A 25156-nucleotide genomic window follows, 5' to 3' on the forward strand; every position below is an offset into this window, starting at 1 on the left:
ATACAACAAGGCAGGGCACTCTCCGGCTGGGCGATACCAGAGGGTGCCCTGTTCAGTATGCGTATTCTGTTAGATTAAGCGGTAGCCTGCAGGAAGCTCCCCGCTGCTGCGGATACGGCGGATCTGATCCAGCGTCAGTCTCTGGTTGGTGGAGATGATCGACTCTACGTCATTGCCGGAGATGAAGTCATCCAGATCGCGGAGGCTGTGGTTGCCGCGAAGCACGCGGAAGCTGCCTCTGAAGCGGGTTCTGCTGAACAGAACGAGCGTAGCATTGCTGCTGGTCGAGAAGAAGCGGAGGCTTTCGATGCCATCCAGAATATTGTCCGTATTGCGGATACCGAGATTGCCTCTGTAGATTCTGCTTCTTCCCCGAAAGTTTTCTTCACTGTACACGGTCAGTCTTGGAAAAGTCTGCGAGATGTGCACCTCTTTATTCATGTGAACTCCTCCTTGAAGCGGTTTTGGCAAAAGCAGCATGATACTGCCATCTGCAATACTATTCTATGTATGCTGATAGAGACTGGTATGGTTAGAACCCCTGCACGGATAGCCTGTTTAAATACAGCTTCAGGAAATTTTTCACAAACCTGCTTTACAAAACGAAATCCCTAGTGTACTATTTAACTAACACACCGACACAACGTTGGAAAATACAGATGTTCCAGCTCAGCACCAACCCGTGGATTGAATATTCCACCTATACCGAACCGCACAAGGAGGCTGTCATGAATTCAACCGCTCTTAAGGCTCAGGGGCCGTCTGGCCCGGCGCAAGAACAAAGCGTACTGGAAATGCAGGGCGTCAGTAAAGTGATTAAAGGTAAGGCGATTGTAGATAATCTTAGCTTCAAGATTCAGAAGGGAGAGATTGTCGGGCTGCTGGGACCGAACGGTGCCGGCAAAACGACCACCATCCGGATGATGACCGGACTGATCCGCATGAGCGGAGGGGATATTCTGATTCATGGACACAGCATCCGGAAGGAATTCAAGCAGGCGATCTCACAGATCGGGGCGATCATTGAGAATCCTGAGTTCTATCCGCATATGACCGGGTACGACAACCTGCTGCAATATTTACGCATGAGTGATGGAGCCGGGGTCTCGCGGATCAAGGAGGTTGTGGAGCTGGTGGGGCTGCAGGAGGCAATGAATAAGAAGGTTCGGGCTTACTCGCTCGGGATGCGCCAGCGTCTGGGGATCGCTCAGGCCTTGCTGCACTCACCGAAGCTGCTCATACTGGATGAACCGACCAACGGGCTGGACCCCGCCGGTATCCGTGAGATGCGCGACTACATGCGGAAAATAGCAGAGGTAGAGGGCATTGCCATTCTAATCTCCAGTCATATGCTGGCTGAGATTGAACAGATCTGCCACCGGGCGGTGGTTATTCAGAACGGTAAGCTTGTAACGGTGACACAGCTTACGGAAGCGCCGGAGGCGCGGAGCGAGGTAGCGCTTGCAATCCGGGTAGATAAGCTTGAAGCTGCTCGGACTGTGGCTGCAGCCTTGCAGGGCGTCAAGGTCACAGGAACGGATGAGGCCCGCTCCGAGCTGCATGTGCAGCTGCCGGATGGAGCCGTACCAGAGCTGGTGGCGGCACTTAGCGAAGCCAAGGTAGGGATTTACCGGATTACTGAGAACAGACAAAGTCTGGAAGAAGATTTCCTGAAATGGACAGGGGGCAACCGCATTGCGTAAATTTAATCTGCTTGTGCTGAATGAATGGCTCAAAATATCGAAGAAACGCAGCAATATCATTCCTTACGTCATTCTGCTGGTTCTGTCGCTGGCAGTGGGCTATATCACACGTACATTTGCTACGGATATCTATGCTTCAGCGGCGGATTTTACGGCGGATTCTCTTCAGCCCAGAGGCATTGGCCAGATTCTGGCCATTCTGGTCATCGTCGGAACGGCGGGGATTGTATCCAGAGAATACAGCCAGGGAACGATCAAATTTCTGCTGATCCGTGCCCGCAGCCGCACCGCAATCCTGGCTTCCAAATATGTAACTGTACTGCTGTATACACTTAGCATGCAAGTAGTTGCAGCGGTTGCGCTGTTCCTCACAGGCGCGGTCTTCTTCGGACTTAGCGGAGGTGACGCGGGAATAGGTGCGATCCTTGCTTCGCTGCTGTATTCAACTGTGTACTGTACCGTCTACGCCACAATCGGCTTCATGCTGGGGATTCTGACGAAGTCGACAGGCGTAACCATTGGGGCGACCATCTTCGCCACCACCATCGACAAGCTGGTCATTTCCCGCGAGTTCTACAAATATGTGCTGTTCCCTAATCTTAATCTCGCAGCCTACCAGGATGGCGGTGCTCCGATGCAGGGAATGACGCTGGGCTTCTCGGTTATCCTGCTGTGCATCTACATGACGCTGTTCCTGCTTGCAGGCTTCGCCGTCTTCAGACGCAGGGATGTTGCTTGATGGGGATCGAATTCGATAATAACCAGCCGATTTATCTCCAGATCATGAATTACATCAAGGGAGAGATTATCACCGGCAAGCTGAAGCCTGGAGATAAGATTCCTTCTGTCCGTGAATTGGCCGCTGAACTGCAGATTAATCCGAATACCGTACAAAGAACATTTCAGGAACTGGAGCGTGAGACCATCGTGGAGACCCGCCGCGGCATGGGCAGATATGTGACCGGAAGCGAAGAGACAATTATGACCGTTAAGAAGGAGATGGCACAGGATGTGCTGGACCGTTTTATCCGCGGCATGCAGGAGCTAGGCTTCCAGGGCGAAGATATTCTAACTGCAGTAGCAGAGAGCATTCATCAGCGGGACCAAGAACAGGGGGAGTAAGAAGAGTGGAGGATATACTTGACATTCAGAATGTGAGCAAACAGTTCGGGCCCAGACAGGCGCTGAACCAGGTTTCCTTCAAGCTGGGCAGCGGCACTATCACCGGTCTTCTGGGAAGCAACGGCAGCGGCAAAAGCACACTCATGAAGCTGATCTCAGGACTCGCCTGGCCCGGCTCGGGCCGGATCAGGGTCCTTGGCGTACCCGTGGGCGTAGAGAGTAAGAAGCTTGTCTCCTTCATGCCGGATGTGCCGGTCACAGAGTCATGGATGAATATTGGGGATGCGCTGAGATTCCAGCAGGATTTCTACCCGGATTTCGATCAGGCCAAGGCGCTGCGGATGCTGGATTTCATGAAGCTGCGCACAGCGGATAAGGTGCGGACGTTATCCAAAGGGATGAACGAACGCCTGCAGCTGACCTTAGCGCTCTCCCGCCGGGCCAGATTATATCTGCTGGATGAGCCGATTGGCGGCGTTGATCCGGTGGCGCGGACCAAAATTCTGAATGCGCTGATGGAGTTCTATGAAGAGGACAGCAGTATTCTGCTCTCTACGCATCTGGTGACGGATATTGAACGGATCTTTGATGAGGTGATTTTCCTGAAGGATGGGGAGATTGTACTGCATCGTCCGGTGGAGGAGCTTAGACAAGAGCACGGGAAAAGTGTAGATGAGCTGTTCAGAGAGGTGTTTGCCGAATGCTGAAGCTATTAAAATACGATCTTAAACGCCGCAAAGAACGCATTCTCGTCTTCATTGTCATTGCGTTGCTCGCTCAGGCCGGGCTGTGGATCTTCAGTGCAAAAATGGACGTGGATTTGGTCACCCTGAATCTGGCTGTTTACTGTATACTGGCCATCGCGATGATAATTATAGCGGTCACCGGATATTTCCGTAATCTTAAATCCTATCAGCGGCGGCTTTTGCCGGTTACTGCGCAACAAACGGTCCTGTCTCCCATGCTGCTGGCGCTGCTGCTGATCGGGGTGGTCATCCTTTTGGGTCTAGGCCATCTGGGGATTTATAAGCTGCTGTACACGATGGATTTTCTGCCCGGCAATCTGGTGACGGTTGGCTTCCGGGTATTGCTTCAATCGGTCTGGTCTATCTTTTTTTTAATGTTGATGGTGATGTTCTCCTTTACCGTTGCCTACAGTCTGCGCATGAAAGGGAGAGTCTGGGTTGGCATTGCCCTTGTGACCCTACTGCAGAACGGAATAGGTTATCTGGAGAAGGTGCTCTTTGACACTTATTTCATTGGTTTAGATAGTCCTTTTAACTTCAAAATATACCCTGTAAGACCCCAGTCCGGCAGTGATTTCACAATAAAATATCTTCCGATAAATCAAGGGGCGCTGCTGTTTGAAGTGGCGATGGTGTGCCTGATGATCTATGGAATGGTTGCACTGGTGAAGAGAAGAATAGAAGTATAGGAGAAGGGTAACAGAGGGATAGAACATTGTTCGTATTTCACGCAAGCAAGGCTCCTAATCAGCCTTGCTTGCGTTTGTGTGCATCGATAAGGGGAGGATTGGCTACAAGCCTTGTGCGCTTCTTCCGCTGGTCCAGAGCTCGAGCTCCCGCAGCAGCTGTTCTTCCTCGTCTTCCTGCAGGTCCAGCCTTACCCCGTACTGGTATTGTCCCAGACCGAACATCCAGCCCCAGCGGACACTGCCTTCGTACTGTAGCTTCTCTTCCGCCAGCTGAAAATGAATAATCAGCTTCGTATCCCCTGCGGTGAAGCGGAGGTTCAGCGAGGTGCGGACCTTGCAGCCGGAGCGGCTAAGGTCAAGCAGGATACCTTCAGTCAATTTTCCCGCTCCCGGTCCCGAATTACTGGCGGGAATTTCAAGCCAGCAATCGATGGGCTGGTTCATTACATATCGGAATGGTTCTTTTCTGCTGGAGTCATCCATTATTTACCTCCGCGATTTTATTTGCTATTATATCGAATTGGTTCCACTTGAACAATCTCCTAAAGTAGTATAGTAAAGATTAATATAATATCTGTTATACCATACCTTTGCTCCAATACCCAGATAAAGAGGTGCTTAGACCATGTATCAGTATCATAACGAAACGTTTAATGAGCATAATTTCGATTACGCGGCTCTGCAGGATGGAGAAATAAACGGCTGTACCTTTGAGCGCTGCACCTTCCGGGGAGCTTCCATGGAAGAGATGACCTCCAGCGGCTGCCGGTTTGTAGATTGTGATTTCACCGGTGCCCTGCTGAATGCTTCGCTGCACAGGGAGGGTGCGTTCACCAACTGCAAGTTTACCGGAGCGAATCTGTTCGTGGCGAAGTTCGAGAACTGCAAGATGGTGGGATCGGATTTCGCCAATGCTTATATGGACGGAATTACATTGACCGGAGGAGACTGGGCCTATACGAATCTGCGCCATCTGAATCTCAGCAAGCAGGATCTGCGGGGCATCCGGTTCACCGAGGCTGACATGCAGGGCTGCGATTTGCAAAAGGCGGATCTGCGCGGGGCGGATTTAAGCCGGGTTCAGCTTGCCCAGTGTAAGCTTGCAGGGGCAGATCTGCGTGACGCCAAGCTGGAAGGGATTGACCTGAAGAGCCTTGACCTCAAAGGTGTGCGGCTGGATGTGGAGCAGGCTGTGCTGCTGGCCCGCTCTATGGGAGCGAAGGTAGGTTAACGCGTAAGGGCTAAATGGTTAGAGCTTATAAGCATAATGAAGAAAAAACGGCCGTGTGCCGGAAGCCGTATTATATTTCTGCCGGACTCTTCCGATAAAGAAATATCGACCCTTTTCGACATGTTGCTGCAAGATATCTTCAGTGGTCGGAATCATGAACAAGGTCATCGGAAGAGGAGAGTATACATGTCATTAAGTCTTCGCACTTTATTTTCAACAGCATTTGCGGTTATTATCATACTGCTCACGGCTATGCTCAGCTATGTGATCGGCAACCGCTCCACCACTTCTGTGGAAGTCGGTATCGGCAGCTCCCTGGCCGCAGAGGCCAATCAAATGTCTGAGAAGCTTGATCATTTCATGTGGTCACGTTCCGGTGAGATAGAAGTTTTGAGTAAGCTGAATGCTTTTCAAGAGCCCGTGGAACCGGCAGAAGCCGGCGGATTGCTGAATCAGCTGAAGAAGAGTCTGCCTGTATTCACCTGGGTGGGCTTTCTGGATATGACAGGGAATGTGGTAGCTTCCACAGATCGGATTCTACAAGGGACGAATATCAGCCAGAGGCCGGTCTTTCAGCAGGCGCTCAAAGGAACCTTCATCGGGGATGTCCACGATGCGGTGCTGCTCTCTAAGCTGCTGCCTAACCCTACGGGGGAAGCCCTGCAGTTTGTTGATGTGAGCGTTCCGGTGATGGATAAGCAAGGACAAACAAGCGGCGTGCTGGCGGCACATCTTAGCTGGGAGTGGTCACGCGAGGTCGAGGCCTCCATAGTGAATCCGCTCAAGGAACGGCTTAAGGGCGTGGAAGTGTTCGTGGTCAGCAAGAAGGATGACACTATTCTGCTGGGACCCGAAGCCTTCACTGGTAAAAGAATGACGGATGCGGTCCTGCAGCAGGCCCGCAGCGGCAAGAGCTCTTACGTAATTGAACAGGAGCGGGGCCGTGACTCCTATTTAACGGGATACGCCTACGGTGATGGTTACATGAACTACCCGGGACTTGGCTGGACGGTAATCATCCGTCAGCCGGCAGACATCGCTTTTGCCTCGGTTCATCAGCTTGAACGCTTCATATTGATCAGCGGTCTGCTTACCGCAGCAGTCTTCGCACTAATCGGCTGGCTGCTGGCCGGATGGATCAGCCGTCCGCTGAGGGATATCACCCGTACAGCCGACCTGCTCAGCTCCGGCGCCGATGTGGAGATCCCGGCCTCTACCCGTTTCAAGGATGTGGCGATTCTGTCGGCCTCGCTGCGGAGCCTGGTGAACAACCTGACCAAGACAGAGACCAAGCTGAGCTATATGTCGGACATGGCGCTGCATGATAAGCTTACCGGCTTGCCCAACCGGGCAGCGCTGGATGAGTTTCTCACCCATGCGGTCAGTAAGGCCAAGCAGAAACGGACGACACTAAGCTTTTTGTACATGGATCTGGACGGCTTCAAAAAAGTGAACGACAGCTTTGGCCATGCGGTTGGAGATGCTCTGCTGCAGGAGGTTGCCTTCCGGCTGATGGATTGTACGCGGGACAATGAGATCGTTGCCCGGTTGGGCGGGGATGAATTCGTGATTATTCTGAATACCTCAGCGGCCAAACCGATGAAGGAAGCGGAGGTGGTGGCTTCGCGGATTATCAGCAAGATCAACCAGCCGATTGTGATCAAAGGCGAGGAGCTTCATGTAGGCTGCAGCGTAGGTGCTGCTGTATGGACTCCGGACGGCGGAGATACCACCCTGACCCTGCGGCTCGCAGATGAAGCGCTATATATCTCCAAGCGGAGCGGGAAGAACCGGATCACCTTCGAGGCGGCATCTTAGGATCAGCAATCACAAGCAGACAGTAACAACTAACAACCTTTTATCAGCAGGACAGGGGGCTCCTCTTGTGCCGGATAAAAGGTTGTTTGACGTTATCTCGCTACTGTCAGCGTAACCGCTTACGTGGATTGGACCATCTTTTTATCCACAGGAATCCTTCGTCATCCCGGAAAAACTTAATGCCTATCCAGCTCAGTGGTGTCCAAATTTCCTTGAAATAATATGAAGGCATAGTAAATTAGTCCCTCCGATATAGTTAATTATTACTAGTTTAAGCCAGGATAGAAGATTTAACAATACATTTTATTACATATTAATCCCATATTCTGCGTTCGCTCAGTTTTTTTGGGACTACAGGCATATGATGAAGAGGAATTGAAGCTGGGCATGTGCGTAAGAAAGGAGGGCTATTGATGAATGGAGGTCTGAGAACGTCAACGGCTACCATACTGGTATTGTTTATTTTGCTGATTATTATCCTTAGCGTATTTTAGCGGAAGGGGATCTAGGGGGTTATTGAAACAGTGCCGGGGCATCCGCTCCGGCACTGTTTGCATACGTATAAGCCGCAGCTCGCTTCCATATACATCATAACAGGGATAAGCACAGGCAGTTTGGCAGGGCGGCGCATTTAATATAGTAGGAAAGGAAGTGATGCAATGACAAGCTCCGAATTTATCACCCGGATCGCTTCCTTCGCTATAGCCGATATGCAGAGCAGCCATATCGCAGCTTCGCTGACGATTGCCCAGGCGGCGCTGGAATCCGGCTGGGGAACGAGCGGCTTGACGCAGAAGGCCAATAATCTGTTCGGCATCAAGGGCAGCGGGCCTGCGGGCACCCTGCCGTTCCTGACAACGGAATACAGGAACGGCCAAGCTGTACAGGTAACTGCTCCATTCCGTTCGTATAATAACTGGGGAGAATCTATAGCGGATCATTCCGCGCTGATTACCGGGGGAGTCTCCTGGAACCCCAAGCTGTACAGCAAGGCCATTGGAGTAGACGGCCAAACAGCTGCCCGCGAGATTGCTGCTGCAGGCTATGCAACGGACCCGGATTATGCAGCCAAGCTGATACAGATTATGAATTCATATAACCTGTATCAATATGACGAGCTGAAGGAGGATGAAGAGATGTCCGCTGAAGATAAACAAAAAATTGCGGCGCTGGAAACCGAGCTGCGGGAGCTGAAGGAGCTGCTGGCAGGACTGTCTGTCAGCAGAGATACACTGAAGACCGGCGTTCAAGAGCAAGGCCAGTCCATTAAAGGTGTAGCGGAGCGGCTGGCTGTCATTGAGGGTCGTACAGTGATGAATGTGCCAGCCTGGGCTGAGCCCGCAGTACAGGCAGCGTCAGCAGCCGGTCTGCTGGATACGCCATCCGGCGGCAGCTATGACTTTTACCGGATGCTGACCGTATTGAACCGCGCCGGTCTGCTGGTTACCAGCAAGGGGGCGTAGCCGTTATGTACAATGATGCACTTAATAGTGTACTAGCTTTTGCATCCGTATTGGCGGTATTCGTCATGGCGCTGGTGCAGCTCGTTAAGAACAGGCTGAACCTTCCGCGCAATGTGGTTCCTGCGGTGGGGCTGGTCATCGGCCTGCTGGTAGGAGCGGCTGCGTACCCTTTTACAGATATGAATCTCATTCTTCGTCTATGGGCAGGAGGCTTGGCCGGATTATCGGCAACGGGACTATTTGAACTGGCGTTCAATAAGCGGAGTGGAACTACCAAAGGAGAGTAGGACAGTACCGGCTACGTGAGAGAACATAAACTGAGAGATAATAAAATAGGGTGCAAGGAATGGTAATTACATCCAATCAACTTGGTAGGAACGCAAATATACTAATAAAGAAGAAAGGAGGTGCTTGATATGGGAACTTATGTTGATGGAAGAACCTCACAGAATGCCAGTACTGCCAACTCTATTGCAATTCCAATTCTAGTAATTAATACTCCGCAGCTGTTCGGACAAATTGGCCTGATTACGGCTGGAGTAGGCACGAATCCACGTGTACTTCTGAAAGGAACAGTTTCGGTTTCGCTCCCTCTTGCACTGGTTGGCATCACTGTAACCATCGTTAGAGGAACGCTGGCTACGGACCCTGTCGTGTATTCCGCTACTTCCACTTTCAGCCTTAGTGTTCTGGCTCCGCAGGTGATCACCTTCTCTGCAGATGATTTCCTCCCGACGATTACTCCGCAGTTAACCTATACTGCGTTTATCAGCTCGAATCTTTTGGGTACAATTCGTGTGGGTCCGGAGAGCTTCGACGGCATTCTGGTGTCTGATTAATCAATGGGCTGTGGGACATCCTGCTCTGCTCTAACGTCCGGGCGGGCAGGATGCCCTTGTACATACGCCCCAAATTATGTCCTTTTCGCCCAATCTGATAAGGCCGCTTGCTCATATGCTATTCTGTAGTCAACATTATGAAGGAGGTAATCTCATGGGTGCAGATTGCGGATACGGTGGCAATGTAGGCGGCGTGAATACTTGTGGAGTAAGTCCTTGGACATCGACAGGCGCGATTCTGGTTCTTTATATCCTGCTCGTTATTATTCTGAGTGCCTGCTTCTACTAGGAGATCCAATCAGTCAGCGCGGTCCCGGTAATCCGGGGCTGCTCTTTTTGCGGTGCTGGATGGACAAGCCTTGCTGCCTGACGGTAAAATTAATTCGCCTTGCCCTGACAGGATGTGCGATAATAGAAGTCATTGTCTTCAGGGCAATCAGTGCTGGCATGAAAGAGGTGTACGATGGAAGAGAAGGAAAAGATATATGCCATCCTTAAGCGGATTGAAGCGGAACAGCCGGTTAATCAGGAGGTAATGCAACTGGAAGCCGAAGCCTTCGCCGATATTATGGAGGAGCTCATCGACAGCCGGATGGTGGAGAATGTTAAGATCTCCAGAGCAGGCAGCGGGATTGTGACGGTTAAAACCACTGATATTAAATTGACCCGGCGTGGTCATGATTTTATTTTATTGAAGGAGTCCGGCCGAATTTGATCGGAATGTAGATGTCATTTACCCGGCACTGAAAGAGGCCGGGCTATTTTTTTTGACTAGGGTCCCGCTTGATTATATATAAAGGGAGGTCCCATGCCGGAGACATAAGGAGTGCTACTTGGTTGTAATCTCTGACAACGCCTTGTCCATCTGCGTTTCATTCGACTGTACGGCTTCGCTGTCCACAGCATCAACTCCGCGGAAGACATTCTTGGTGTTCTGATAAAAGTCAAAGGCAAACTTCTTAATAGCTTCACCATCAGGGTGATTGCGCTCGACAACAGTAGCCTTGAACAGATTGGTCAGCATGTATCCGGCATCCTCGCTATGTGCGAGATAATTTCCGGCGGTGTACTCCTCCACGATCTGGGATTCGAAATCCTTAAGCTCCACAGCCGACGGAGTGTACGATTTCGCCAAAACTTCTGCAGCATCTGCTTTTTGTGTGGGCTCCGTATCCGTAGTCGCGATTTGCTGGATCGCAGATTCCCAGTTCACTGACCCCTTCCCGGTGGAGGGTTCAGTTACAGGCGCAGGGGTTGACTGGACTGCTGTCGGCTGCGCTGCCCCGGTGGGAGTTGGGGCGGGTTGATTAGCCGGAGCGTTGCAGCCTGCGGTCAGTCCAATGACACCGCCGAATACGATCACTAGGGCGAGGGACGATATCTTTTTATACAAGGGCTTCTTCATAGCGGTTCCTCCTGAATCTATCTGGTATCCATATAATATATATGTAACCTTGTCCGGGTAGATTGAATTAATATGTATGTAAAATGAAGCGGAAACTGGAAAATCGCTGACGTCAAGGCAGCCGAAAACTGCGGGCGGTATTCCGGAAATTCAGCCTCCTGGAAGCTTGTGTTCAAGATCAATAAGGTCAAATGACAAGCTGAAATGAAGTAGAATAATACATTTGATTCTGGTACAATCTATATATTAAGTTTGAAGGAGCGGAGCACATGGATAGTGATTTGGTACAATTATTGCGGTCTGTTATTCGGGAAGAGTTAGTTTCCGTTAAGGATGATATGTCCTCCGTTAAGGATGATATGTCCTCAGTTAAGGATGACATGTCCTCAGTTAAGGAAGAATTAGTCACTGTCAACGAGCGTTTGGATCGAATAGAGACAGAGCAGCAGAACATGAAGCAAGATCAGGAGCAGATTAAACGTGCTGTGCTGGAAACAAACGAGCGCCTCATCAACGTTGAGTCTTTATTGGAGAATCAGCACAGAATTATCGAACTTCTCTCAGCGCGCTCCATTGAGCAGGAAGCCAAGCTGAAGCGGATTATCTAAGTATACACACAGCAAGCCCCCACACCTTGATTTCAAGGCGGGGGCTTTTATGCATAGAACAAAAATCGAGGCTCCCTTTCGGGAGCCTCTTTCATGGGAGAGGAGAAACCGGACGAAGAGCTTATGGGGAAACGTAAGCCTGCTCCGCGGTTGTCTACGACATTTTGTGATGTCGATAGTTACAGGATGACCCGTTTACGGGAGTTTTATACATTTGCTTACGAATATTCTTCAGCTCCGCATTGTGACAAACTCGGACAATCTTTTTATTTCATGGAATAATTGTGGTACTATAGGCTTGGACTTATGCCCTGAAATGGCATAGTAATGTAGAGACATAAAAGCTAAAAAGCAGGTGGATGATCGGTGAGAGTCATATCGGGAAGTGCAAAAGGCAGGCCGCTTAAAAGTGTTCCAGGCAATGGCACACGGCCTACTACCGATAAAGTGAAGGAAGCGTTATTCAGTATGATCGGGCCTTATTTTGAGGGAGGTACGGTGCTTGATCTGTATGCCGGTACCGGAGGCCTGGGGATCGAAGCCCTTAGCAGAGGGATGGAAGCCGCAGTGTTTGTGGACATGGAGCAGAAGGCGATTGACACGGTGCGCGCAAATCTGAAGGCGGCCCGGCTGGAGGCACAGGCTGAGGTCTACCGCAATGATGCGGGAAGAGCGCTTGGGGCACTTCAGAAGCGGGGGAAAGTATTTGATCTTGTTTTTCTGGACCCGCCTTACCGTATGAAGCATGGAGACGAGCTGATGGTTACGCTGGCGGACAAGCTGTTGCTGAACCCTGATGCAGTGATCGTGCTGGAGCATGAGTCGGGATATGCCTATCCGGAGGATATACCCGGGTTCGTGAGAACTAAGCAATCCGTCTATGGAGAGATTACGATCTCTATCTACCGGTATGAAGCTGCTGTTCCAGAGGCTGCCGTACGCGGCAAGGAGGTTAATGATGAGTCTGCAAATTAGAAAAGAACGTGTCGCCATCTATCCGGGAACCTTCGATCCGGTTACGCTGGGACATATGGATATTATTCACCGGGCCGCCAAACAGTTCGACAGGCTGATTGTGACGGTGCTGAACAACCTGAGCAAGAATCCGTTGTTCTCGGTCGAGGAACGGACAGAGCTTCTGCGTCAGGCAACAGCGGATATTCCGAATGTTGAGGTGGACAGCTTCCGTGATCTCCTGGTTAACTATTTGAGGCAAAAGGATGCGCAGGTTATTGTCCGGGGAATCCGGACCGTTACCGATTTTGAATATGAGCTCCAGAATGCTTCCATTAATCATAACCTTGATCCTGAAGCGGAAACTATATTTATGATGACCAATCCGAGATACTCCTATCTTAGCTCCAGTGTGGTGAAGGAGATTGCCCACTTCGGCGGGAAGGTCTCGGATTTTGTAACCCCTGAGGTGGAGCAGGCTATGAAGCTGAAGTTCAGCCGGATGGACGGCGGTTCGAAGTGAACAGCTTCACGGCAGCAGACAGCAACAGCAGAAGCGTAACAAGCAGGGTCTGAAGTCCCAAGATCTGAGGGGACAGAGTCCATATATTCAGCGCAAGGCCCGCTTGCGGCAGGGCAGCTGGGGGAGAACCCCCAAGAACCGGCAGCACCGCAGACTGAATATGGAGCAGCGGCGTCCACAGCAGGATTGTTAACACAAAGGCAATTAGTCCATGCACCAGCCTGACTGCGGTGAACGGGAGAAAGCGGACATTAGCTGCCTTCAGCACAGTCAGTGCCTGGAGCTGGGCGCAGATGCCGCTCCAGGCCAGTCCGGCGGACAGCAGTGCCGGGCCAAGAAGACCGCCTATGACGAAGCCTTCGGGACCTGCTGTGGCTGAAGTCATTGACCGGGCTCCGAGATGAATCTCAAGCATGCTTGCTGTAACCAGAGCCGGCAGCTGAGGGAATAGCCGGGTAACAATACTTACGACAACTGCGAACATGATCATATAGCCGCCTACAATCATCAGGTTCTGTACGGCGGAGGATACGGACTCACCGAGCACCTTGCCGAAGCCCCGTCCGTCCCTTGAACGGGCATCCGCTGCTGCCTGATGGATACGCCGGGGCAAAGATGCTTTTTTGGTGTGGGGGCGGCCGCCGGTAAGGCTGGGATCACTTTCTTGCTGAATAGATGAGGTTATCCTGCGGGAGCCATTGAAGCCGGCGGATAGAATACCTGCGGCTAACCCTGACAGCCAGTGGATGACAAGCAGGGCATACCCGGCGGCAGGACTGTGCAGGAAGGCTGTTCCGACCACAATAAGCAGCGTGACTGGACTGGCATAATGTACGATAGCCGCCAGGCGTCCGGCCTCCTTGTCCGTAATGTCCCCTTGCTTGTGCAACTGCATCACTCCTCCGGCTCCGGCCGGGAAGCCGGCTGTAAGGCCGAGCACCAGCGTCCATCCGCCCGCCCCGGGAAGCCGGAAGCACCGCTTCATCAGCGGCTCAAGCAGGACGCCGATACCGTGCACGAAGCCAGATGCGCTCAGCATCTCTGAGAGGATCAGGAAGGGCAGCAGCGCAGGAAAGACCAGGGTCCACCAGAGCGTAAGTCCCGCAAGTGAAGCCTTGAATGAGGCTTCGGGTGCTAGGACTATTGCTATAGCGAGCAGAATGGCTGCAGCCCCGGGTATAAATGGAGCTGAACCCGACAGGAAGCGTCTGAATCTAAAGTTTATCATTAGAGTTATCCCCTCTTCATAGCTTAGGACATGGGCAGATCTTGTTATCAATTTATGCAGGGGAGACAACCATCATGCCACAGCCGGAGTGAAGCTCCAGGGGCTGGTACCACATTCTAAGTGCCGGGGCACATTCCGCAGGAAAGAAGGGGAAGAGACTTGAGGCAGTATAAACGCCGGGTAGGCCTCCGCGCTTCAGCCTATTTATTTTCATTCGTGGTCATTCTCTATGTTGTGGTCTTTATGAACACGCCTTATATTGTATACCAGCCGGGAAGTGCCTCCGAGGTGGCACCGATGATCAAGGTTGAGAATGCCGATCCGCAGGAGCAGGGGACCTTCATGATGACTACGGTCTCTGCAAGCTATGCGAATGTGGCTCTACTAATCGCTTCTGTGTTCAACTCGAATGCCGAGGTAGTATTGAAAGAGACCCGCTTGCAAGATAAGACGGAGCAGGAATATGCGGCGGAGCAGGTATTCTATATGAATAGTTCACAATCCTACGCCGTGCAGGCAGCTTATCATGCGGCAGGTGTACCCTATGCGGATGTCGTGGATTATCTGTATGTGTTCTCCGTACCTGAGGCTGCGAATCAGGACCGGTTCAAGCCCGGGGACAAGATCATCAGTGTAGGCGGGCAAAAGGCAGCCGATCCGGCCGCTCTGTCCAAATTGCTGTCTGTTCATCAAATTGGGGATACTGTGGAGGTATTACTCCTGCGCGACGGCAAAGAGATCAAGGAGCAGGTCAAGCTGGTGGGGGTCAAGGATAAAGAAGCTGCGGCTGCACGGCCGGGATTCGGAGTCGTTATTGGTGCGGTTCAAAAGGTGGAGCCTAAGGAAGAAGGCAAAGCCGTCAGTTTCGTGGATACTAACGTGGGCGGACCCTCTGCCGGACTGATGTTCACCATGGAAATCTACAACCGGCTTACGCCGGGAGATCTCACCAAGGGCCGGAAGGTGGCAGGTACGGGTACGATAGATGCGGAGGGGAACGTGGGGCCAATCGGCGGCGTGAAGCATAAGATTGTAGCAGCCGACCGCAAGGGCGCGGAGATCTTCTTCGTTCCGCTCAAGAACTATGATGAAGCCAAGGCAAAGGCGGAGCAAATCGGCACGAATATGAAGCTGATTCCTGTCTCAACGCTATCCGATGCCTTGAAATACATGGAGGAGCTGCCGGTCATCAAATCCTGACCGGCGGCTCGAGATAATCACTGTACAGATCGCTGCGCCGCGGGTCGGCATAAGCCCCGGCGAACACAGCGGCCGCCTGGAGGTCCCGCTCCAGCATGGAATGGGTGTAACGGGCAGGGCTTGTAATCACCGGAAGCGCCGCTGTCTGCTTCATCTGCTTCAGCAGCTCCCGGCCGCTCTCGCGGAACCCGAGAACCCTTATGTAGCCGGGACCCTGAGAGAGAACGGAGGGGGACATCTCTGCTTTGCTGTGGTTCAGCAGGGTGTGGAGCAGCAGACGCTGGAGCCTGGTGAGCGTATACCGTCTGCTCTTGAGTTCCTGCAGCAGACCGCTGACGGTGAACTTGTCCAGCTGTGGCAGGCTGCGGAGCAGCCGGTTCTCCAAGCCTTCGTTCATATCCTGTATCGTGTGTAGCTCCGCAGTGGAACGCGTGGAGAGCACATGGCGCAGCGGCCTGGAGAAGTCTTCAAGCAGCACTGGCCCCCGGCCTGCGGCGCGCTCCCGCTCCAGGATGGACAGGGCGTACTCCGGCATGTAAGCCTCCGGTGATCCGCCCTCCTGCAGCAGCCTGCGGATGGCTGTTGCACTGGCAATGGCCGACCCGCCCTCTAGCGGGTCGTGGAAGCCCGCGCCGGTACGCGGCACGGTTAAGGGCTTGATCGTGCTGCCCAGCCGCCTTAGCGCGATCAGGTAGTGCAGGCCGAGGCTGTTGTTGGGCTGCCGCAATATATCTTCGGCATCTTCCGGGTTCTCCTCTCCCATGAAAGAGGCCTTCCAGGCCGCCGCCGCAGCTGCGCTGTAGGCGGCGGGGAAGCCCGCGCCCTCAGAGAGGCGCGCGCGGATCTCCTCCTTAAGCGCGCTGCTCTCTTTGGCCAGGAAGGCGGCCAGAGGCAGCAACACGCCCAAAGTGCCCGCTTCGGAGCCGAAGCACAGGCTGTCGACGACGCCGGTCGCCTCCAGCAGGGAGACCGCTCCGAAGGCGAACCATTCCGCTGGCTGGACGGCGTACGCCACCGGCAATTCAATAACCAGATCGGCGCCCATAAGCAGCGCCATCTCGGTGCGGGCGCGCTTGCTGACCGCCGCCGGCTCGCCGCGCTGGGTGAACGGTCCGCTCATAATGACGACCGAGCGGTCCGCTCCCGATATTCTTTTGGCCTCGGTGAAATGATGGACATGCCCGTTATGTAAAGGGTTATATTCGGCTATAATACCTACAGTTGACACAGTTGCATCACGCCCCATTCTGGAATCTATAATGTATATCATAAATTGTCACGCCCCCTGAAACAATAAAAAGGGAAAGTGGTTGACAAAGTCAGGGAATAATAGGTATAATAAATTTTGTTTGTTTGGAGTGATAACGATGAACATTCACTTTCGCAAATTAGCGAATGCCGACGAGCCTCTGGTCCTCCACGAAGTTGTGGATGTCAGTGAGGTTGTCACAGGGCGCAAGGATATACTTGCTGTTGCACCACTCTCAGTAGACCTTAAAGCGCTGCCCGCGGGAACCGATAGTGTGAACGTGGTGGGAACACTGAGTGGAGAAGTGGACATGTTATGTTCACGTTGTCTGGGTGAGGTCAAGAGTAAGCTGAACATTCCTTTCGCTGAGACCTTCAAGTGGCTTAAGCAGCCAATTCTTCCGGAAGATGATGATGAGAATCTCATTTACATCAAAGATGAGATTGTGGATCTTATCCCGTATGTGGAAGAAAATTTCGTACTGCACTTACCGGATTCGGTATTGTGCAAGGCAGACTGTCTTGGTCTTTGTCAGAAATGCGGACAGAACTTGAACGAAGGCACCTGCAGTTGCGACAACACAGTGATCGATCCAAGACTCGCTGCGTTGAAAGGATTCTTTACCAAGCAAGATGACTAAGAACAAATCCCAAGGAATTGGGTTACAACAAAATCAGGAGGTGTCTAACAATGGCAGTACCACAACGCAGAACGTCCAAGACTCGCCGTGACAAGCGTCGTACTCACTTTAAACTGGTTGTTCCAGGTATGGTGAAATGCGAACAATGCGGAGAGCTGAAGCTTTCCCACCACGTATGTAAAGTTTGCGGAACATACAAAGCAAGAGAAATCATCAAACAATAGTTTGCACATAAGAGTAGCACTTCATCTGCCGGTGAAGTGCTATTTTTATGGAAAAAATGAAGCCGGGGTGGAGCTTGCATTCCTTGCACTGCGCGGGTTTTCAGGCACTTTTCAAGCCAAAGCTTTATTTTTGCGGCGGCATGCTTTATACTACATATTAGTACCTGGTTCTAAATGCTAAAGGATAACAGAGAATCATAACTACAGCGGCCACTCTTGCTGGCCGGTGAGCTGCACATCAGGCCTGTGCCGGGAGGTGAGCCGCTATCGAGCGGATGTCCAAGAAGGAACGTCAGCAGCAGCTGCTGGCTATAATTGAAGGGAACCCGTTTGTAACTGACCGGGAATTGACCCGCCAGCTGAAGGTGAGTATCCAGACGATCCGGCTGGATCGGCTGGAGCTGGGGATTCCGGAGCTGCGTGAGCGGATGAAGCAGATGGCAGAGCATTCCTATGATCAGGTGCGTTCCCTGCCAGTCGATGAAGTGGTCGGTGATATTGTGGATCTGCAGCTTGACCGGAGCGGAATTTCGATCTTCGAGATCCGCGATGAGCATGTGTTCTCCCGCAATGGAATTGCCCGGGGCCACTATGTCTTCGGTCAGGCGAATTCGCTGGCAGTAGCCATTATTAATGATGAGATTGCCTTAACGGCTTCGGCCGACATCCGGTTTGTGCGCATGGTCCGGCTGGGCGAGAAGTGTATAGCCAAGGCGCAGGTGCGGTCACTTGCGGGCCGGAACGGCAAAGCTGAAGTGGATGTGTTTACATATGTCGGAGAAGAGCTGGTATTTCAAGGCCATTTTATAGTGTATCGTTCAGCAACTGAAGAGTACAGCGAAGGGGGAAACCGGAGTGCGGATCGCCATTGATGCCATGGGCGGGGATAATGCTCCTGAATGTAATGTGGAAGGCGCGCTTGCAGCGGCTGCGGAGTGGAGTGATATAGAGATCGTGCTGGTCGGCGATGAAGCGCGGCTTGGGCCGCTGCTGAAGACTAAGCCCTCCAACGTTACTGTACGTCATGCGGGGGATGTGATCGGTTCGGATGAAGAGCCGGTGAAGGCGGTCCGCCGCAAAAAGGACTCATCCATGGTCGTAGCCGGACGGATGGTCCGCGAGGGTGAGGCTGATGCCATGATCTCCTCCGGGAATACCGGAGCGCTGATGACTACAGGACTTCTGGTAGTCGGAAGAATGGAAGGGATCGAACGGCCGGCACTGGCTCCGATGATTCCGACGCTGGATGATGTCGGTGTACTGGCCCTGGATCTTGGCGCCAATATGGATGCCAAGCCGCAGCATCTGGCACAGTATGCACTGATCGGCAGCATATACCGCAACAAAGTGCACGGCATTGCGAAGCCCCGGGTAGGATTGCTGAACGTCGGAGCTGAGCCGGGCAAGGGGAATGAATTGACTAAGGAAGCCTATCCGCTCCTTGAGGCGCTGCAGGGCATTCATTTTGTCGGCAATGTGGAAGCGCGGGATGTGCTCACCGGAAGCTGCGATGTGCTGGTCTGTGACGGCTTCGCCGGTAATATACTTCTGAAGACGCTGGAAGGAACGGCCGGCGCGATGTTCTCCCTGCTGAAGGAGCAGTTCAGCAAATCGCTTAAGACGAAGCTGGGTGCGGCGATCCTGATGCCGGAGCTTAGAAGCCTGAAGGGCAAGATGGATTATAAGGAACACGGCGGAGCACCGCTGCTCGGTCTTAGCGGCCTGGTAGTCAAGGGGCATGGTTCGTCCGACGGCAATGCGGTGAAGAATGCGGTAAGACAGGCGCGGATTGCATTGAAGGCGGATCTGGTGCCTAGTATATCGAAGGAAATTAGCGGGAAGTGAGTGAAGACATGAGACAATTACGTCCGGTAGGAATTATTGGAACTGGGAAATATGTACCTGAGAAAGTATTAACCAACAGCGATCTGGAGAAGATCGTCGAAACGAATGATGAATGGATTGTCAGCCGTACAGGAATCCGGGAACGGCATATTGCGGCACCGGAGCAGGCTACCTCTGATCTGGCCTATGAAGCGGCCCTGAAGGCACTGGAGTCCGCAGGCATGAAGGCCGAGGAGCTCGATCTGATTATAGTCGCTACAGTTACACCTGACAGTGCCTTCCCGTCCACAGCTTGCATTCTTCAGGACAAGCTGGGAGCCAAGAACGCAGCCGCCTTTGACCTGTCGGCAGCCTGCTCGGGGTTTGTCTACAGCCTGGCTACGGCTACCGGCTTTATCCAGAATGGAATGTATAACAATGCGCTGGTGATCGGTGCGGATACACTGTCGCGTATTACAGACTATACAGACCGCAACACCTGCGTGCTGTTCGGTGACGGTGCCGGTGCGGTAATCGTCGGCGAGGTTCCGGAAGGACGCGGCTTCCAGTCCTTTGATCTTGGGGCAGAAGGCTCTGGCGGCAGCCTGCTTAATCTTGAAGCTGGCGGCTCGCGCCTCCCGGCTTCCCAGCAGACCGTAGAAGATAAGAAGCACTTCATCTATATGAATGGCCGCGAGGTCTTCAAGTTCGCAGTACGCATCATGGGATCGGCTACGGAGCGTGTGCTTACCAAGGCGGGATTGTCTAAGGAGAATATCGACTTGTTCGTGCCGCATCAGGCCAACATCCGGATTATTCAATCCGCTATGCAGCGTTTGGATCTGCCGCCGGAGAAGGTTGTAGTCAACGTTGATAAATACGCAAATACCTCTGCAGCCTCCATTCCGCTGGCTCTTGTAGAAGCAGCCGAGGAAGGCCGGATGAAGGCCGGAGATGCTGTGCTTATGGTCGGCTTCGGCGGCGGACTTACCTGGGGCGCTTCCGTGCTGATCTGGTAAGAATCGGGGCATTAATAATAGCAACGCGCAGCAGCTCGATCCGGAGAATATCCGGGTTGACTGCAGTTAAAGGGAAGGAGCTTTATACCTCATGAGCAAAATCGCATTTGTCTTTCCCGGTCAGGGTGCACAGGCAGTCGGTATGGGTAAGGATGTATATGAAGCATTGCCTCAGAGCCGTGCAGTCTTTGAAAAGGGTGACGAGGTGCTTGGATTTCCGCTGAGCGGGCTTGTATTTGAAGGGCCGGACAGCGAGCTTAAGCAGACGGTGAATACGCAGCCGGCACTGGTTACGGCCAGTGTGGCTTATCTGGAAGCGCTAAGCGGCCTTAAGGTTACGCCGGATTATGTGGCAGGCCACAGTCTCGGTGAATATAGCGCTCTTGTGGCAGCCGGCGTGCTGTCCTATGAAGATGCTGTAAGGCTGGTCCGCCTGCGCGGACAATTCATGGAAGAAGCCGTTCCCGGAGGACAGGGGGCTATGGCAGCTGTGCTTGGAGCAGACCGTGAAGGGCTTACGGAATTATGCCGTAGTATTACAGCGGCGGGTACTCCCGTTGAACTGGCGAATGTCAATTGTCCGGGACAGATTGTGGTCTCCGGTTCCGTGGCCGGTGTCGGTGAGGTGATCCAGCGTGTGAAGGAAGCCGGGGGCAAACGGGCGATTCCGCTGGAGGTTAGCGGGCCGTTCCACTCCTCATTAATGAAGGGTGCGGCTGAGCGGCTGGCTGCTGAGCTCGACAAGGTAACCTTCAATGCTCCCGCTATGCCGGTAGTGGTCAATGTGACTGCTGCTCCGGTGACAGACCCGGAAGAAATCCGCAAGCTGCTGGTAGAACAGGTGTATTCTCCGGTACTCTGGCAGGATAGCGTGGAATGGCTTATTGGCGCAGGGGTAGATACTTTTGTAGAGATCGGTTCCGGCAGTGTGCTGTCTGGCCTGATCCGCAAGATTGACAGGAATGTCAAGGTTGTGAATATCAACAGTCTGGAGAGCGTGCAGGCTGGCTGGTAAGCAGCTTGGGCCTAGCCGCAGCCGCATGATTATCGAAGGGGGACAACATAGCATGTTTGCAGCACTAAAAGGTCAGACCGCCCTTGTAACCGGAGGGTCCCGGGGGATCGGCCGCAGCATAGCCTTGGCACTGGCTGCTCATGGCGTGAAGGTCGCGGTGAACTATTCCGGCAGTCTTCAGGCGGCTGAAGAGACCGTGGCCCGTATTCACGAGCTGGGCTCGGAAGGAATCGCTCTGCAGGGAAATGTCGGCAGCAGCAGTGACGCCGAGAACCTGGTCAAACAGGTTATCCAGACCTGGGGGAAAATCGATATTCTGGTGAATAATGCGGGCATTACCCGGGATAATCTGATTATGCGCATGAAAGAGGAAGAATTCGATCAGGTCATCGAGACGAATCTGAAGGGCGTCTTCAACTGCCTGAAGGCAGTAACCCGCCCGATGATGAAGCAGCGTTATGGCCGGATCATCAATATTTCTTCGGTCGTGGGTGTGACGGGGAATCCCGGACAGGTGAACTATACCGCTGCCAAAGCAGGTGTAATCGGCATGACGAAGTCTGCGGCCCGCGAGCTGTCTTCACGTGGAATCACCGTGAACTGCATCGCGCCCGGCTTCATTGATACCGACATGACCCGCGAGTTGTCCGATGAGGTTCGCAGCGAGCTGATCAAGGGGATTCCCTTGGGAGAGCTTGGGCGGGCGGAGGACATTGCGAATGCGGCGGTATTCCTGGCTTCGGAAGGGGCGGCCTACATGACAGGCCAGACGCTTCATGTGGATGGCGGAATGTATATGTAAGGCTTCGCAGGGCATCAGATCATTACGGGGGAAGATGGACAGAGGCGGCCAGGGCAGCGTTTTTTATGCTCTATGGTATTTTGACTTCATATCTCGTATAATACCAAAAGAGGAGGTGAACCGGATGTCCGATGTATTAGAGCGTGTAACACGCATTGTCATCGACCGCTTAGGTGCCGATGAAGCAGAGGTAACATTAGAAGCGTCTTTCAAAGATGATTTAGGTGCTGATTCTCTTGATGTTGTAGAATTGGTAATGGAATTGGAAGATGAATTCGACATGGAAATCTCTGATGAAGATGCAGAGAGAATTACGACCGTGGGTGAAGTTGTGAAGTACATACAATCTCATACCTAGAGTCATATGATTGAGGGTCCCGTTCCTGTCAGGGCGGGACTTCTCCTCATTTTACGGTTCTTTAAGCCAAGCATCCGCGAAGTGGTGCATGAGCATCTTGATAAAGATAATAACAGAACCGCAGATTAACTAATCTTGCGGCGACTGCAGTTTATATAGACATCTGGCATGTTTGCGTTTACAAATTGTAGAGGTACACAGCCTATAGACGGGGTGATTATGTTTGAATCATAGAGTAGTTGTAACTGGTATGGGTGTAATGACTTCGCTGGGTAAGGATCTTGAGACGTTCTGGGATAGCCTCATGAGCGGCAAGTCCGGAGTATCCCTGGTTGAAGCTTTTGATGTCAGTGAATATCCAACACGAATCGCTTCTTCGGTCAAGGATTTCGATGCGGAAGCACGCTTCGGCCGCAAGGAAGCCCGTAAGATGGACCGGTTCGTACAATTCGCGGTTGCTGCCGGTGAAGATGCGCTGAAAGACAGCGGACTTACGATCGGTGAAGATATTGATGCAGAGCGGATCGGGGTATCTGTCGGTTCCGGAATTGGCGGCCTGGGCACATGGGAGGATAACCACAACCTGCTGCTCGAAAAAGGCCCGAAGCGGGTCAGCCCGTTCTTCATTCCGATGATGATTGCCAACATGGGCTCCGGCCAGCTGTCGATCAACCTCGGGGCCAAGGGACCGAATACAACGACAGTGACCGCTTGTGCGACAGGCAGCCACTCCATCGGGGAATCCTTCCGTCTGATCCAGCGCGGTGATGCGGATGCGATGATCTGCGGCGGTGCGGAAGCGACCATTCGTCCTACAGGAATGGCAGGCTTTTGTGCAATGAGAGCCATGTCTACCCGCAATGACGAGCCGGAGAAGGCCAGCCGACCGTTTGATGTGGACCGTGACGGTTTCGTCATGGGCGAGGGTGCGGGAATCCTGATTCTCGAATCCCTGGAACACGCAGAGAAGCGCGGAGCCAAGATCTATGCCGAAGTAATCGGCTATGGTCTCAGCGCCGATGCCCACCACATGACGGAGCCTGATCCTGACGGTGCAGCACGCTGCATGAAGATGGCGATCCGTGATGCCGGCATTAATCCTGAGGATATCGACTACATCAATGCGCATGGTACATCTACACCTGTAGGGGATAAATCAGAGACAGCCGCTGTCAAGAAGGCGCTCGGAGAGCATGCGTATAAGGTAGCGATCAGCTCGACCAAGTCGATGACAGGCCACTTGCTTGGCGCTGCCGGCGGGGTGGAAGCGATTATCTGCGGGCTGTCCCTGCAGAAGAACATGATTGCGCCTACCATCAATTTGGACAACCCTGACCCGGACTGCGATTTGGACTATGTTCCGAATGTGCCACGTCAGGCGGAGCTGAATATAGCGATGTCGAATTCCTTCGGATTCGGGGGACATAACGCGACCGTTATTCTCAAAAAATATAATAAGTAAGGGGAGACAGTGCAGTGAAAGGAGACCTGAAGCAGTTACAGAGCCAACTTCAAATCCAATTTCACGATCCTGTACTTCTGAAGCAGGCTTTCACCCATGCATCATATGTGAACGAACACCGGTTCAATCAGCATCAGGACAACGAGCGCCTGGAGTTCCTGGGTGATGCGGTGCTTGAGCTGACGGTGTCCGAATATCTGTATAATCTGCTCCCGGACAGACCCGAAGGAGAATTGACCAAGCTGCGTGCTGCGATTGTCTGTGAGCCGTCGCTGGTCCGGTTCGCCGAGACCTTGGGCTTCGGGCGGTACGTACTGCTGGGAAAAGGGGAAGAGCTTACGGGCGGGCGTACCCGCCCGGCTCTGCTGGCCGATGTGTTCGAAGCCTTCGTGGGAGCGCTCTATCTCGATCAGGGCCTGGAAACGGCCCGAAGATTCCTGGATAATCACGTATTCCCGCTGGTTGAAACCGACGGTAAGCTGCAAATGCAGATGAGCGACTTCAAGACAGAGCTTCAGGAACTGATACAGCATCATGGATTGGGTACGCTGGAATATCGGATTATTGAAGAACGCGGACCGGCGCATGAGCGTGAGTTCGTCTCAGAAGTATATATGGCCAGCCGTTCACTAGGCAGCGGCAGCGGCCGCTCCAAGAAGGAAGCGGAACAGCAGGCAGCGGCAGCGGCGTTATTGCTTCTGAAGGAAGACGGTGCCTGAAGGCAGATTTGAACATTTGGAATGCGGAGTAGAGCAGCAATGGTCTGAATGCCGGCGGTTCGGCGGAAGTCAGACTTTTGCTGCTCTTTTTCGAAATATAAGGCGTGCCCAGAAAGCGCGTATCTTCTAACCGGTGAAAGTCCGGTCACGGGAGGGGCCAAGCCCCCGTGTAGCTAGGATGCCTGCGTACGGCGAAATCCGTGCGTAGAAGCGCATCGACAAAAGTCCGGTCAGAGACAGGGCGAGCAACCCGCCAGGCCGTAACATGAAGTGAATCCTGCCGCGTCGTCATAAAGGCCCCGCAAGGGGGAAGAG

At 52.8% G+C, this 25156-nt stretch carries 32 protein-coding genes; 27 read left to right on the forward strand and 5 right to left on the reverse strand.

The window, feature by feature from the left end:
- Positions 1-69: 69 nt before the first annotated feature.
- The gene (locus MKZ07_RS05390; protein WP_036694287.1) at positions 70-441 is read right to left on the reverse strand and encodes a hypothetical protein; all 372 of its coding nucleotides are present in this window, start codon (positions 439-441) and stop codon (positions 70-72) included.
- 287 nt (positions 442-728) lie between these two features.
- Between MKZ07_RS05390 and MKZ07_RS05395 the strand changes: the two genes are divergently transcribed.
- The 5 genes from MKZ07_RS05395 to MKZ07_RS05415 are packed head-to-tail and all read left to right on the forward strand — an operon-like array spanning position 729 to position 4260.
- Positions 729-1703 (forward strand): ABC transporter ATP-binding protein, encoded by a 975-nt coding sequence (locus MKZ07_RS05395; protein WP_341024950.1) that lies wholly within the window; start codon positions 729-731, stop codon positions 1701-1703.
- The gene (locus MKZ07_RS05400) at positions 1696-2442 is read left to right on the forward strand and encodes an ABC transporter permease (protein ID WP_036694285.1); all 747 of its coding nucleotides are present in this window, start codon (positions 1696-1698) and stop codon (positions 2440-2442) included. The genes MKZ07_RS05395 and MKZ07_RS05400 overlap by 8 nt, the downstream gene beginning before the upstream one ends.
- Positions 2442-2825 carry a GntR family transcriptional regulator gene (locus MKZ07_RS05405; RefSeq protein WP_036694284.1) on the forward strand — a complete coding sequence of 128 codons (384 nt, stop codon included), beginning with the start codon at positions 2442-2444 and terminating at the stop codon, positions 2823-2825. Before MKZ07_RS05400 ends, MKZ07_RS05405 begins: the two co-directional genes overlap by 1 nt.
- Positions 2826-2830: 5 nt before the next feature.
- Positions 2831-3532, forward strand: a complete 702-nt coding sequence (locus tag MKZ07_RS05410; RefSeq protein ID WP_076154025.1) for an ABC transporter ATP-binding protein — start codon at positions 2831-2833, stop codon at positions 3530-3532.
- The gene (locus MKZ07_RS05415; protein WP_036694282.1) at positions 3526-4260 is read left to right on the forward strand and encodes a hypothetical protein; all 735 of its coding nucleotides are present in this window, start codon (positions 3526-3528) and stop codon (positions 4258-4260) included. The genes MKZ07_RS05410 and MKZ07_RS05415 overlap by 7 nt, the downstream gene beginning before the upstream one ends.
- A gap of 102 nt (positions 4261-4362) precedes the next feature.
- On the opposite strand, the gene MKZ07_RS05420 is transcribed toward MKZ07_RS05415, so the two are convergent.
- The gene (locus tag MKZ07_RS05420; RefSeq protein ID WP_235218399.1) at positions 4363-4638 is read right to left on the reverse strand and encodes a PilZ domain-containing protein; all 276 of its coding nucleotides are present in this window, start codon (positions 4636-4638) and stop codon (positions 4363-4365) included.
- A 247-nt stretch (positions 4639-4885) separates the two neighbouring features.
- Here MKZ07_RS05420 and MKZ07_RS05425 point away from each other — a divergent pair, with 247 nt between their 5' ends.
- The 7 genes from MKZ07_RS05425 (at position 4886) to MKZ07_RS05455 (ending at position 10326) form a co-directional block, all read left to right on the forward strand.
- Positions 4886-5491 (forward strand): pentapeptide repeat-containing protein, encoded by a 606-nt coding sequence (locus tag MKZ07_RS05425; RefSeq protein ID WP_036694279.1) that lies wholly within the window; start codon positions 4886-4888, stop codon positions 5489-5491.
- Between the two features lie 186 nt (positions 5492-5677).
- On the forward strand, positions 5678-7309 hold the full coding sequence (locus MKZ07_RS05430; RefSeq protein ID WP_036694278.1) for a sensor domain-containing diguanylate cyclase: 1632 nt from the start codon (positions 5678-5680) through the stop codon (positions 7307-7309).
- A 659-nt stretch (positions 7310-7968) separates the two neighbouring features.
- Positions 7969-8772, forward strand: a complete 804-nt coding sequence (locus MKZ07_RS05435) for a glycoside hydrolase family 73 protein (RefSeq protein WP_036694277.1) — start codon at positions 7969-7971, stop codon at positions 8770-8772.
- Positions 8773-8777: 5 nt separating this feature from the next.
- Positions 8778-9059, forward strand: a complete 282-nt coding sequence (locus MKZ07_RS05440; protein WP_341024961.1) for a holin — start codon at positions 8778-8780, stop codon at positions 9057-9059.
- Positions 9060-9188: 129 nt separating this feature from the next.
- On the forward strand, positions 9189-9611 hold the full coding sequence (locus tag MKZ07_RS05445) for a hypothetical protein (protein WP_036694275.1): 423 nt from the start codon (positions 9189-9191) through the stop codon (positions 9609-9611).
- A 154-nt stretch (positions 9612-9765) separates the two neighbouring features.
- Positions 9766-9900 carry a YjcZ family sporulation protein gene (locus tag MKZ07_RS05450; RefSeq protein WP_209873522.1) on the forward strand — a complete coding sequence of 45 codons (135 nt, stop codon included), beginning with the start codon at positions 9766-9768 and terminating at the stop codon, positions 9898-9900.
- Between the two features lie 174 nt (positions 9901-10074).
- The gene (locus tag MKZ07_RS05455; RefSeq protein ID WP_341024964.1) at positions 10075-10326 is read left to right on the forward strand and encodes a YjcQ family protein; all 252 of its coding nucleotides are present in this window, start codon (positions 10075-10077) and stop codon (positions 10324-10326) included.
- Between the two features lie 114 nt (positions 10327-10440).
- Here the strand turns inward: MKZ07_RS05455 and MKZ07_RS05460 are convergent, their stop codons facing one another.
- Complete coding sequence (locus MKZ07_RS05460; RefSeq protein ID WP_341024966.1) at positions 10441-11016, reverse strand: hypothetical protein; 576 nt, start codon at positions 11014-11016, stop codon at positions 10441-10443.
- Positions 11017-11285: 269 nt separating this feature from the next.
- Here MKZ07_RS05460 and MKZ07_RS05465 point away from each other — a divergent pair, with 269 nt between their 5' ends.
- The 4 genes from MKZ07_RS05465 to coaD all read left to right on the forward strand — a co-directional run bounded on the left by MKZ07_RS05465 (position 11286) and on the right by coaD (position 13101).
- Positions 11286-11624 carry a hypothetical protein gene (locus MKZ07_RS05465; RefSeq protein WP_036694272.1) on the forward strand — a complete coding sequence of 113 codons (339 nt, stop codon included), beginning with the start codon at positions 11286-11288 and terminating at the stop codon, positions 11622-11624.
- Between the two features lie 93 nt (positions 11625-11717).
- Complete coding sequence (locus MKZ07_RS05470; RefSeq protein ID WP_076154022.1) at positions 11718-11906, forward strand: hypothetical protein; 189 nt, start codon at positions 11718-11720, stop codon at positions 11904-11906.
- 84 nt (positions 11907-11990) lie between these two features.
- Positions 11991-12599 carry a 16S rRNA (guanine(966)-N(2))-methyltransferase RsmD gene (gene rsmD, locus MKZ07_RS05475; protein WP_341024970.1) on the forward strand — a complete coding sequence of 203 codons (609 nt, stop codon included), beginning with the start codon at positions 11991-11993 and terminating at the stop codon, positions 12597-12599.
- Complete coding sequence (coaD, locus tag MKZ07_RS05480; RefSeq protein WP_036728903.1) at positions 12583-13101, forward strand: pantetheine-phosphate adenylyltransferase; 519 nt, start codon at positions 12583-12585, stop codon at positions 13099-13101. The genes rsmD and coaD overlap by 17 nt, the downstream gene beginning before the upstream one ends.
- On the opposite strand, the gene MKZ07_RS05485 is transcribed toward coaD, so the two are convergent.
- Positions 13073-14329, reverse strand: a complete 1257-nt coding sequence (locus MKZ07_RS05485) for a nucleoside recognition domain-containing protein (protein WP_341024973.1) — start codon at positions 14327-14329, stop codon at positions 13073-13075. The two genes, coaD and MKZ07_RS05485, sit on opposite strands and share 29 nt — an antisense overlap.
- A gap of 159 nt (positions 14330-14488) precedes the next feature.
- Here MKZ07_RS05485 and MKZ07_RS05490 point away from each other — a divergent pair, with 159 nt between their 5' ends.
- Positions 14489-15529, forward strand: a complete 1041-nt coding sequence (locus MKZ07_RS05490) for a SepM family pheromone-processing serine protease (protein ID WP_341024975.1) — start codon at positions 14489-14491, stop codon at positions 15527-15529.
- Here the strand turns inward: MKZ07_RS05490 and MKZ07_RS05495 are convergent.
- Positions 15519-16757 (reverse strand): nucleotidyltransferase, encoded by a 1239-nt coding sequence (locus tag MKZ07_RS05495; RefSeq protein WP_341027890.1) that lies wholly within the window; start codon positions 16755-16757, stop codon positions 15519-15521. The genes MKZ07_RS05490 and MKZ07_RS05495 overlap by 11 nt on opposite strands.
- A 139-nt stretch (positions 16758-16896) precedes the next feature.
- Between MKZ07_RS05495 and MKZ07_RS05500 the strand changes: the two genes are divergently transcribed.
- The 10 genes from MKZ07_RS05500 (at position 16897) to rnc (ending at position 24841) form a co-directional block, all read left to right on the forward strand.
- Positions 16897-17418: a YceD family protein gene (locus MKZ07_RS05500; RefSeq protein ID WP_076154020.1), complete on the forward strand. Its 522-nt coding sequence runs from the start codon at positions 16897-16899 to the stop codon at positions 17416-17418.
- Positions 17419-17468: 50 nt separating this feature from the next.
- Positions 17469-17642 carry a 50S ribosomal protein L32 gene (gene rpmF / locus MKZ07_RS05505; protein WP_076154019.1) on the forward strand — a complete coding sequence of 58 codons (174 nt, stop codon included), beginning with the start codon at positions 17469-17471 and terminating at the stop codon, positions 17640-17642.
- 275 nt (positions 17643-17917) lie between these two features.
- Positions 17918-18514, forward strand: a complete 597-nt coding sequence (gene fapR / locus MKZ07_RS05510) for a transcription factor FapR (RefSeq protein ID WP_036694172.1) — start codon at positions 17918-17920, stop codon at positions 18512-18514.
- A complete protein-coding gene (gene plsX / locus MKZ07_RS05515) occupies positions 18498-19487 on the forward strand; it encodes a phosphate acyltransferase PlsX (RefSeq protein ID WP_036694171.1) in 990 nt (329 codons plus the stop codon). The genes fapR and plsX overlap by 17 nt, the downstream gene beginning before the upstream one ends.
- Positions 19488-19495: 8 nt before the next feature.
- Entirely contained in the window at positions 19496-20485 is a 990-nt protein-coding gene (locus tag MKZ07_RS05520; protein ID WP_156949599.1) for a beta-ketoacyl-ACP synthase III, read from the forward strand.
- A 91-nt stretch (positions 20486-20576) separates the two neighbouring features.
- The gene (gene fabD, locus MKZ07_RS05525) at positions 20577-21500 is read left to right on the forward strand and encodes an ACP S-malonyltransferase (RefSeq protein WP_036694169.1); all 924 of its coding nucleotides are present in this window, start codon (positions 20577-20579) and stop codon (positions 21498-21500) included.
- A gap of 52 nt (positions 21501-21552) precedes the next feature.
- Complete coding sequence (gene fabG / locus MKZ07_RS05530; protein WP_036694166.1) at positions 21553-22302, forward strand: 3-oxoacyl-ACP reductase FabG; 750 nt, start codon at positions 21553-21555, stop codon at positions 22300-22302.
- A 124-nt stretch (positions 22303-22426) separates the two neighbouring features.
- Positions 22427-22660 carry an acyl carrier protein gene (gene acpP, locus MKZ07_RS05535; protein ID WP_036694165.1) on the forward strand — a complete coding sequence of 78 codons (234 nt, stop codon included), beginning with the start codon at positions 22427-22429 and terminating at the stop codon, positions 22658-22660.
- Positions 22661-22883: 223 nt separating this feature from the next.
- Positions 22884-24122: a beta-ketoacyl-ACP synthase II gene (fabF, locus tag MKZ07_RS05540; protein ID WP_076154017.1), complete on the forward strand. Its 1239-nt coding sequence runs from the start codon at positions 22884-22886 to the stop codon at positions 24120-24122.
- Positions 24123-24136: 14 nt separating this feature from the next.
- The gene (gene rnc / locus MKZ07_RS05545) at positions 24137-24841 is read left to right on the forward strand and encodes a ribonuclease III (protein WP_036694163.1); all 705 of its coding nucleotides are present in this window, start codon (positions 24137-24139) and stop codon (positions 24839-24841) included.
- Positions 24842-25156: the final 315 nt, after the last annotated feature.

It is taken from the genome of Paenibacillus sp. FSL P4-0338 (genome assembly GCF_038002365.1).
Taxonomy (GTDB): Bacteria; Bacillota; Bacilli; order Paenibacillales; family Paenibacillaceae; genus Paenibacillus_AQ.

What these genes read in the sequence shown, in the direction of transcription:
- acpP (WP_036694165.1), top strand. Translation starts at nt 22,427, where the DNA reads ATGTCCGATGTATTAGAGCGTGTAACACGCATTGTCATCGACCGCTTA.
- MKZ07_RS05470 (WP_076154022.1), top strand. Translation starts at nt 11,718, where the DNA reads ATGGGAGAGGAGAAACCGGACGAAGAGCTTATGGGGAAACGTAAGCCT.
- MKZ07_RS05455 (WP_341024964.1), top strand. Translation starts at nt 10,075, where the DNA reads ATGGAAGAGAAGGAAAAGATATATGCCATCCTTAAGCGGATTGAAGCG.
- MKZ07_RS05460 (WP_341024966.1), bottom strand. Translation starts at nt 11,016, where the DNA reads ATGAAGAAGCCCTTGTATAAAAAGATATCGTCCCTCGCCCTAGTGATC.
- MKZ07_RS05430 (WP_036694278.1), top strand. Translation starts at nt 5,678, where the DNA reads ATGTCATTAAGTCTTCGCACTTTATTTTCAACAGCATTTGCGGTTATT.
- fabG (WP_036694166.1), top strand. Translation starts at nt 21,553, where the DNA reads ATGTTTGCAGCACTAAAAGGTCAGACCGCCCTTGTAACCGGAGGGTCC.
- MKZ07_RS05440 (WP_341024961.1), top strand. Translation starts at nt 8,778, where the DNA reads ATGTACAATGATGCACTTAATAGTGTACTAGCTTTTGCATCCGTATTG.
- MKZ07_RS05435 (WP_036694277.1), top strand. Translation starts at nt 7,969, where the DNA reads ATGACAAGCTCCGAATTTATCACCCGGATCGCTTCCTTCGCTATAGCC.
- fapR (WP_036694172.1), top strand. Translation starts at nt 17,918, where the DNA reads ATGTCCAAGAAGGAACGTCAGCAGCAGCTGCTGGCTATAATTGAAGGG.
- fabD (WP_036694169.1), top strand. Translation starts at nt 20,577, where the DNA reads ATGAGCAAAATCGCATTTGTCTTTCCCGGTCAGGGTGCACAGGCAGTC.
- MKZ07_RS05500 (WP_076154020.1), top strand. Translation starts at nt 16,897, where the DNA reads ATGAACATTCACTTTCGCAAATTAGCGAATGCCGACGAGCCTCTGGTC.
- MKZ07_RS05520 (WP_156949599.1), top strand. Translation starts at nt 19,496, where the DNA reads ATGAGACAATTACGTCCGGTAGGAATTATTGGAACTGGGAAATATGTA.
- MKZ07_RS05395 (WP_341024950.1), top strand. Translation starts at nt 729, where the DNA reads ATGAATTCAACCGCTCTTAAGGCTCAGGGGCCGTCTGGCCCGGCGCAA.
- MKZ07_RS05445 (WP_036694275.1), top strand. Translation starts at nt 9,189, where the DNA reads ATGGGAACTTATGTTGATGGAAGAACCTCACAGAATGCCAGTACTGCC.
- coaD (WP_036728903.1), top strand. Translation starts at nt 12,583, where the DNA reads ATGAGTCTGCAAATTAGAAAAGAACGTGTCGCCATCTATCCGGGAACC.
- MKZ07_RS05465 (WP_036694272.1), top strand. Translation starts at nt 11,286, where the DNA reads ATGGATAGTGATTTGGTACAATTATTGCGGTCTGTTATTCGGGAAGAG.
- MKZ07_RS05390 (WP_036694287.1), bottom strand. Translation starts at nt 441, where the DNA reads ATGAATAAAGAGGTGCACATCTCGCAGACTTTTCCAAGACTGACCGTG.
- rpmF (WP_076154019.1), top strand. Translation starts at nt 17,469, where the DNA reads ATGGCAGTACCACAACGCAGAACGTCCAAGACTCGCCGTGACAAGCGT.
- MKZ07_RS05415 (WP_036694282.1), top strand. Translation starts at nt 3,526, where the DNA reads ATGCTGAAGCTATTAAAATACGATCTTAAACGCCGCAAAGAACGCATT.
- MKZ07_RS05450 (WP_209873522.1), top strand. Translation starts at nt 9,766, where the DNA reads ATGGGTGCAGATTGCGGATACGGTGGCAATGTAGGCGGCGTGAATACT.
- MKZ07_RS05425 (WP_036694279.1), top strand. Translation starts at nt 4,886, where the DNA reads ATGTATCAGTATCATAACGAAACGTTTAATGAGCATAATTTCGATTAC.
- MKZ07_RS05485 (WP_341024973.1), bottom strand. Translation starts at nt 14,329, where the DNA reads ATGATAAACTTTAGATTCAGACGCTTCCTGTCGGGTTCAGCTCCATTT.
- MKZ07_RS05405 (WP_036694284.1), top strand. Translation starts at nt 2,442, where the DNA reads ATGGGGATCGAATTCGATAATAACCAGCCGATTTATCTCCAGATCATG.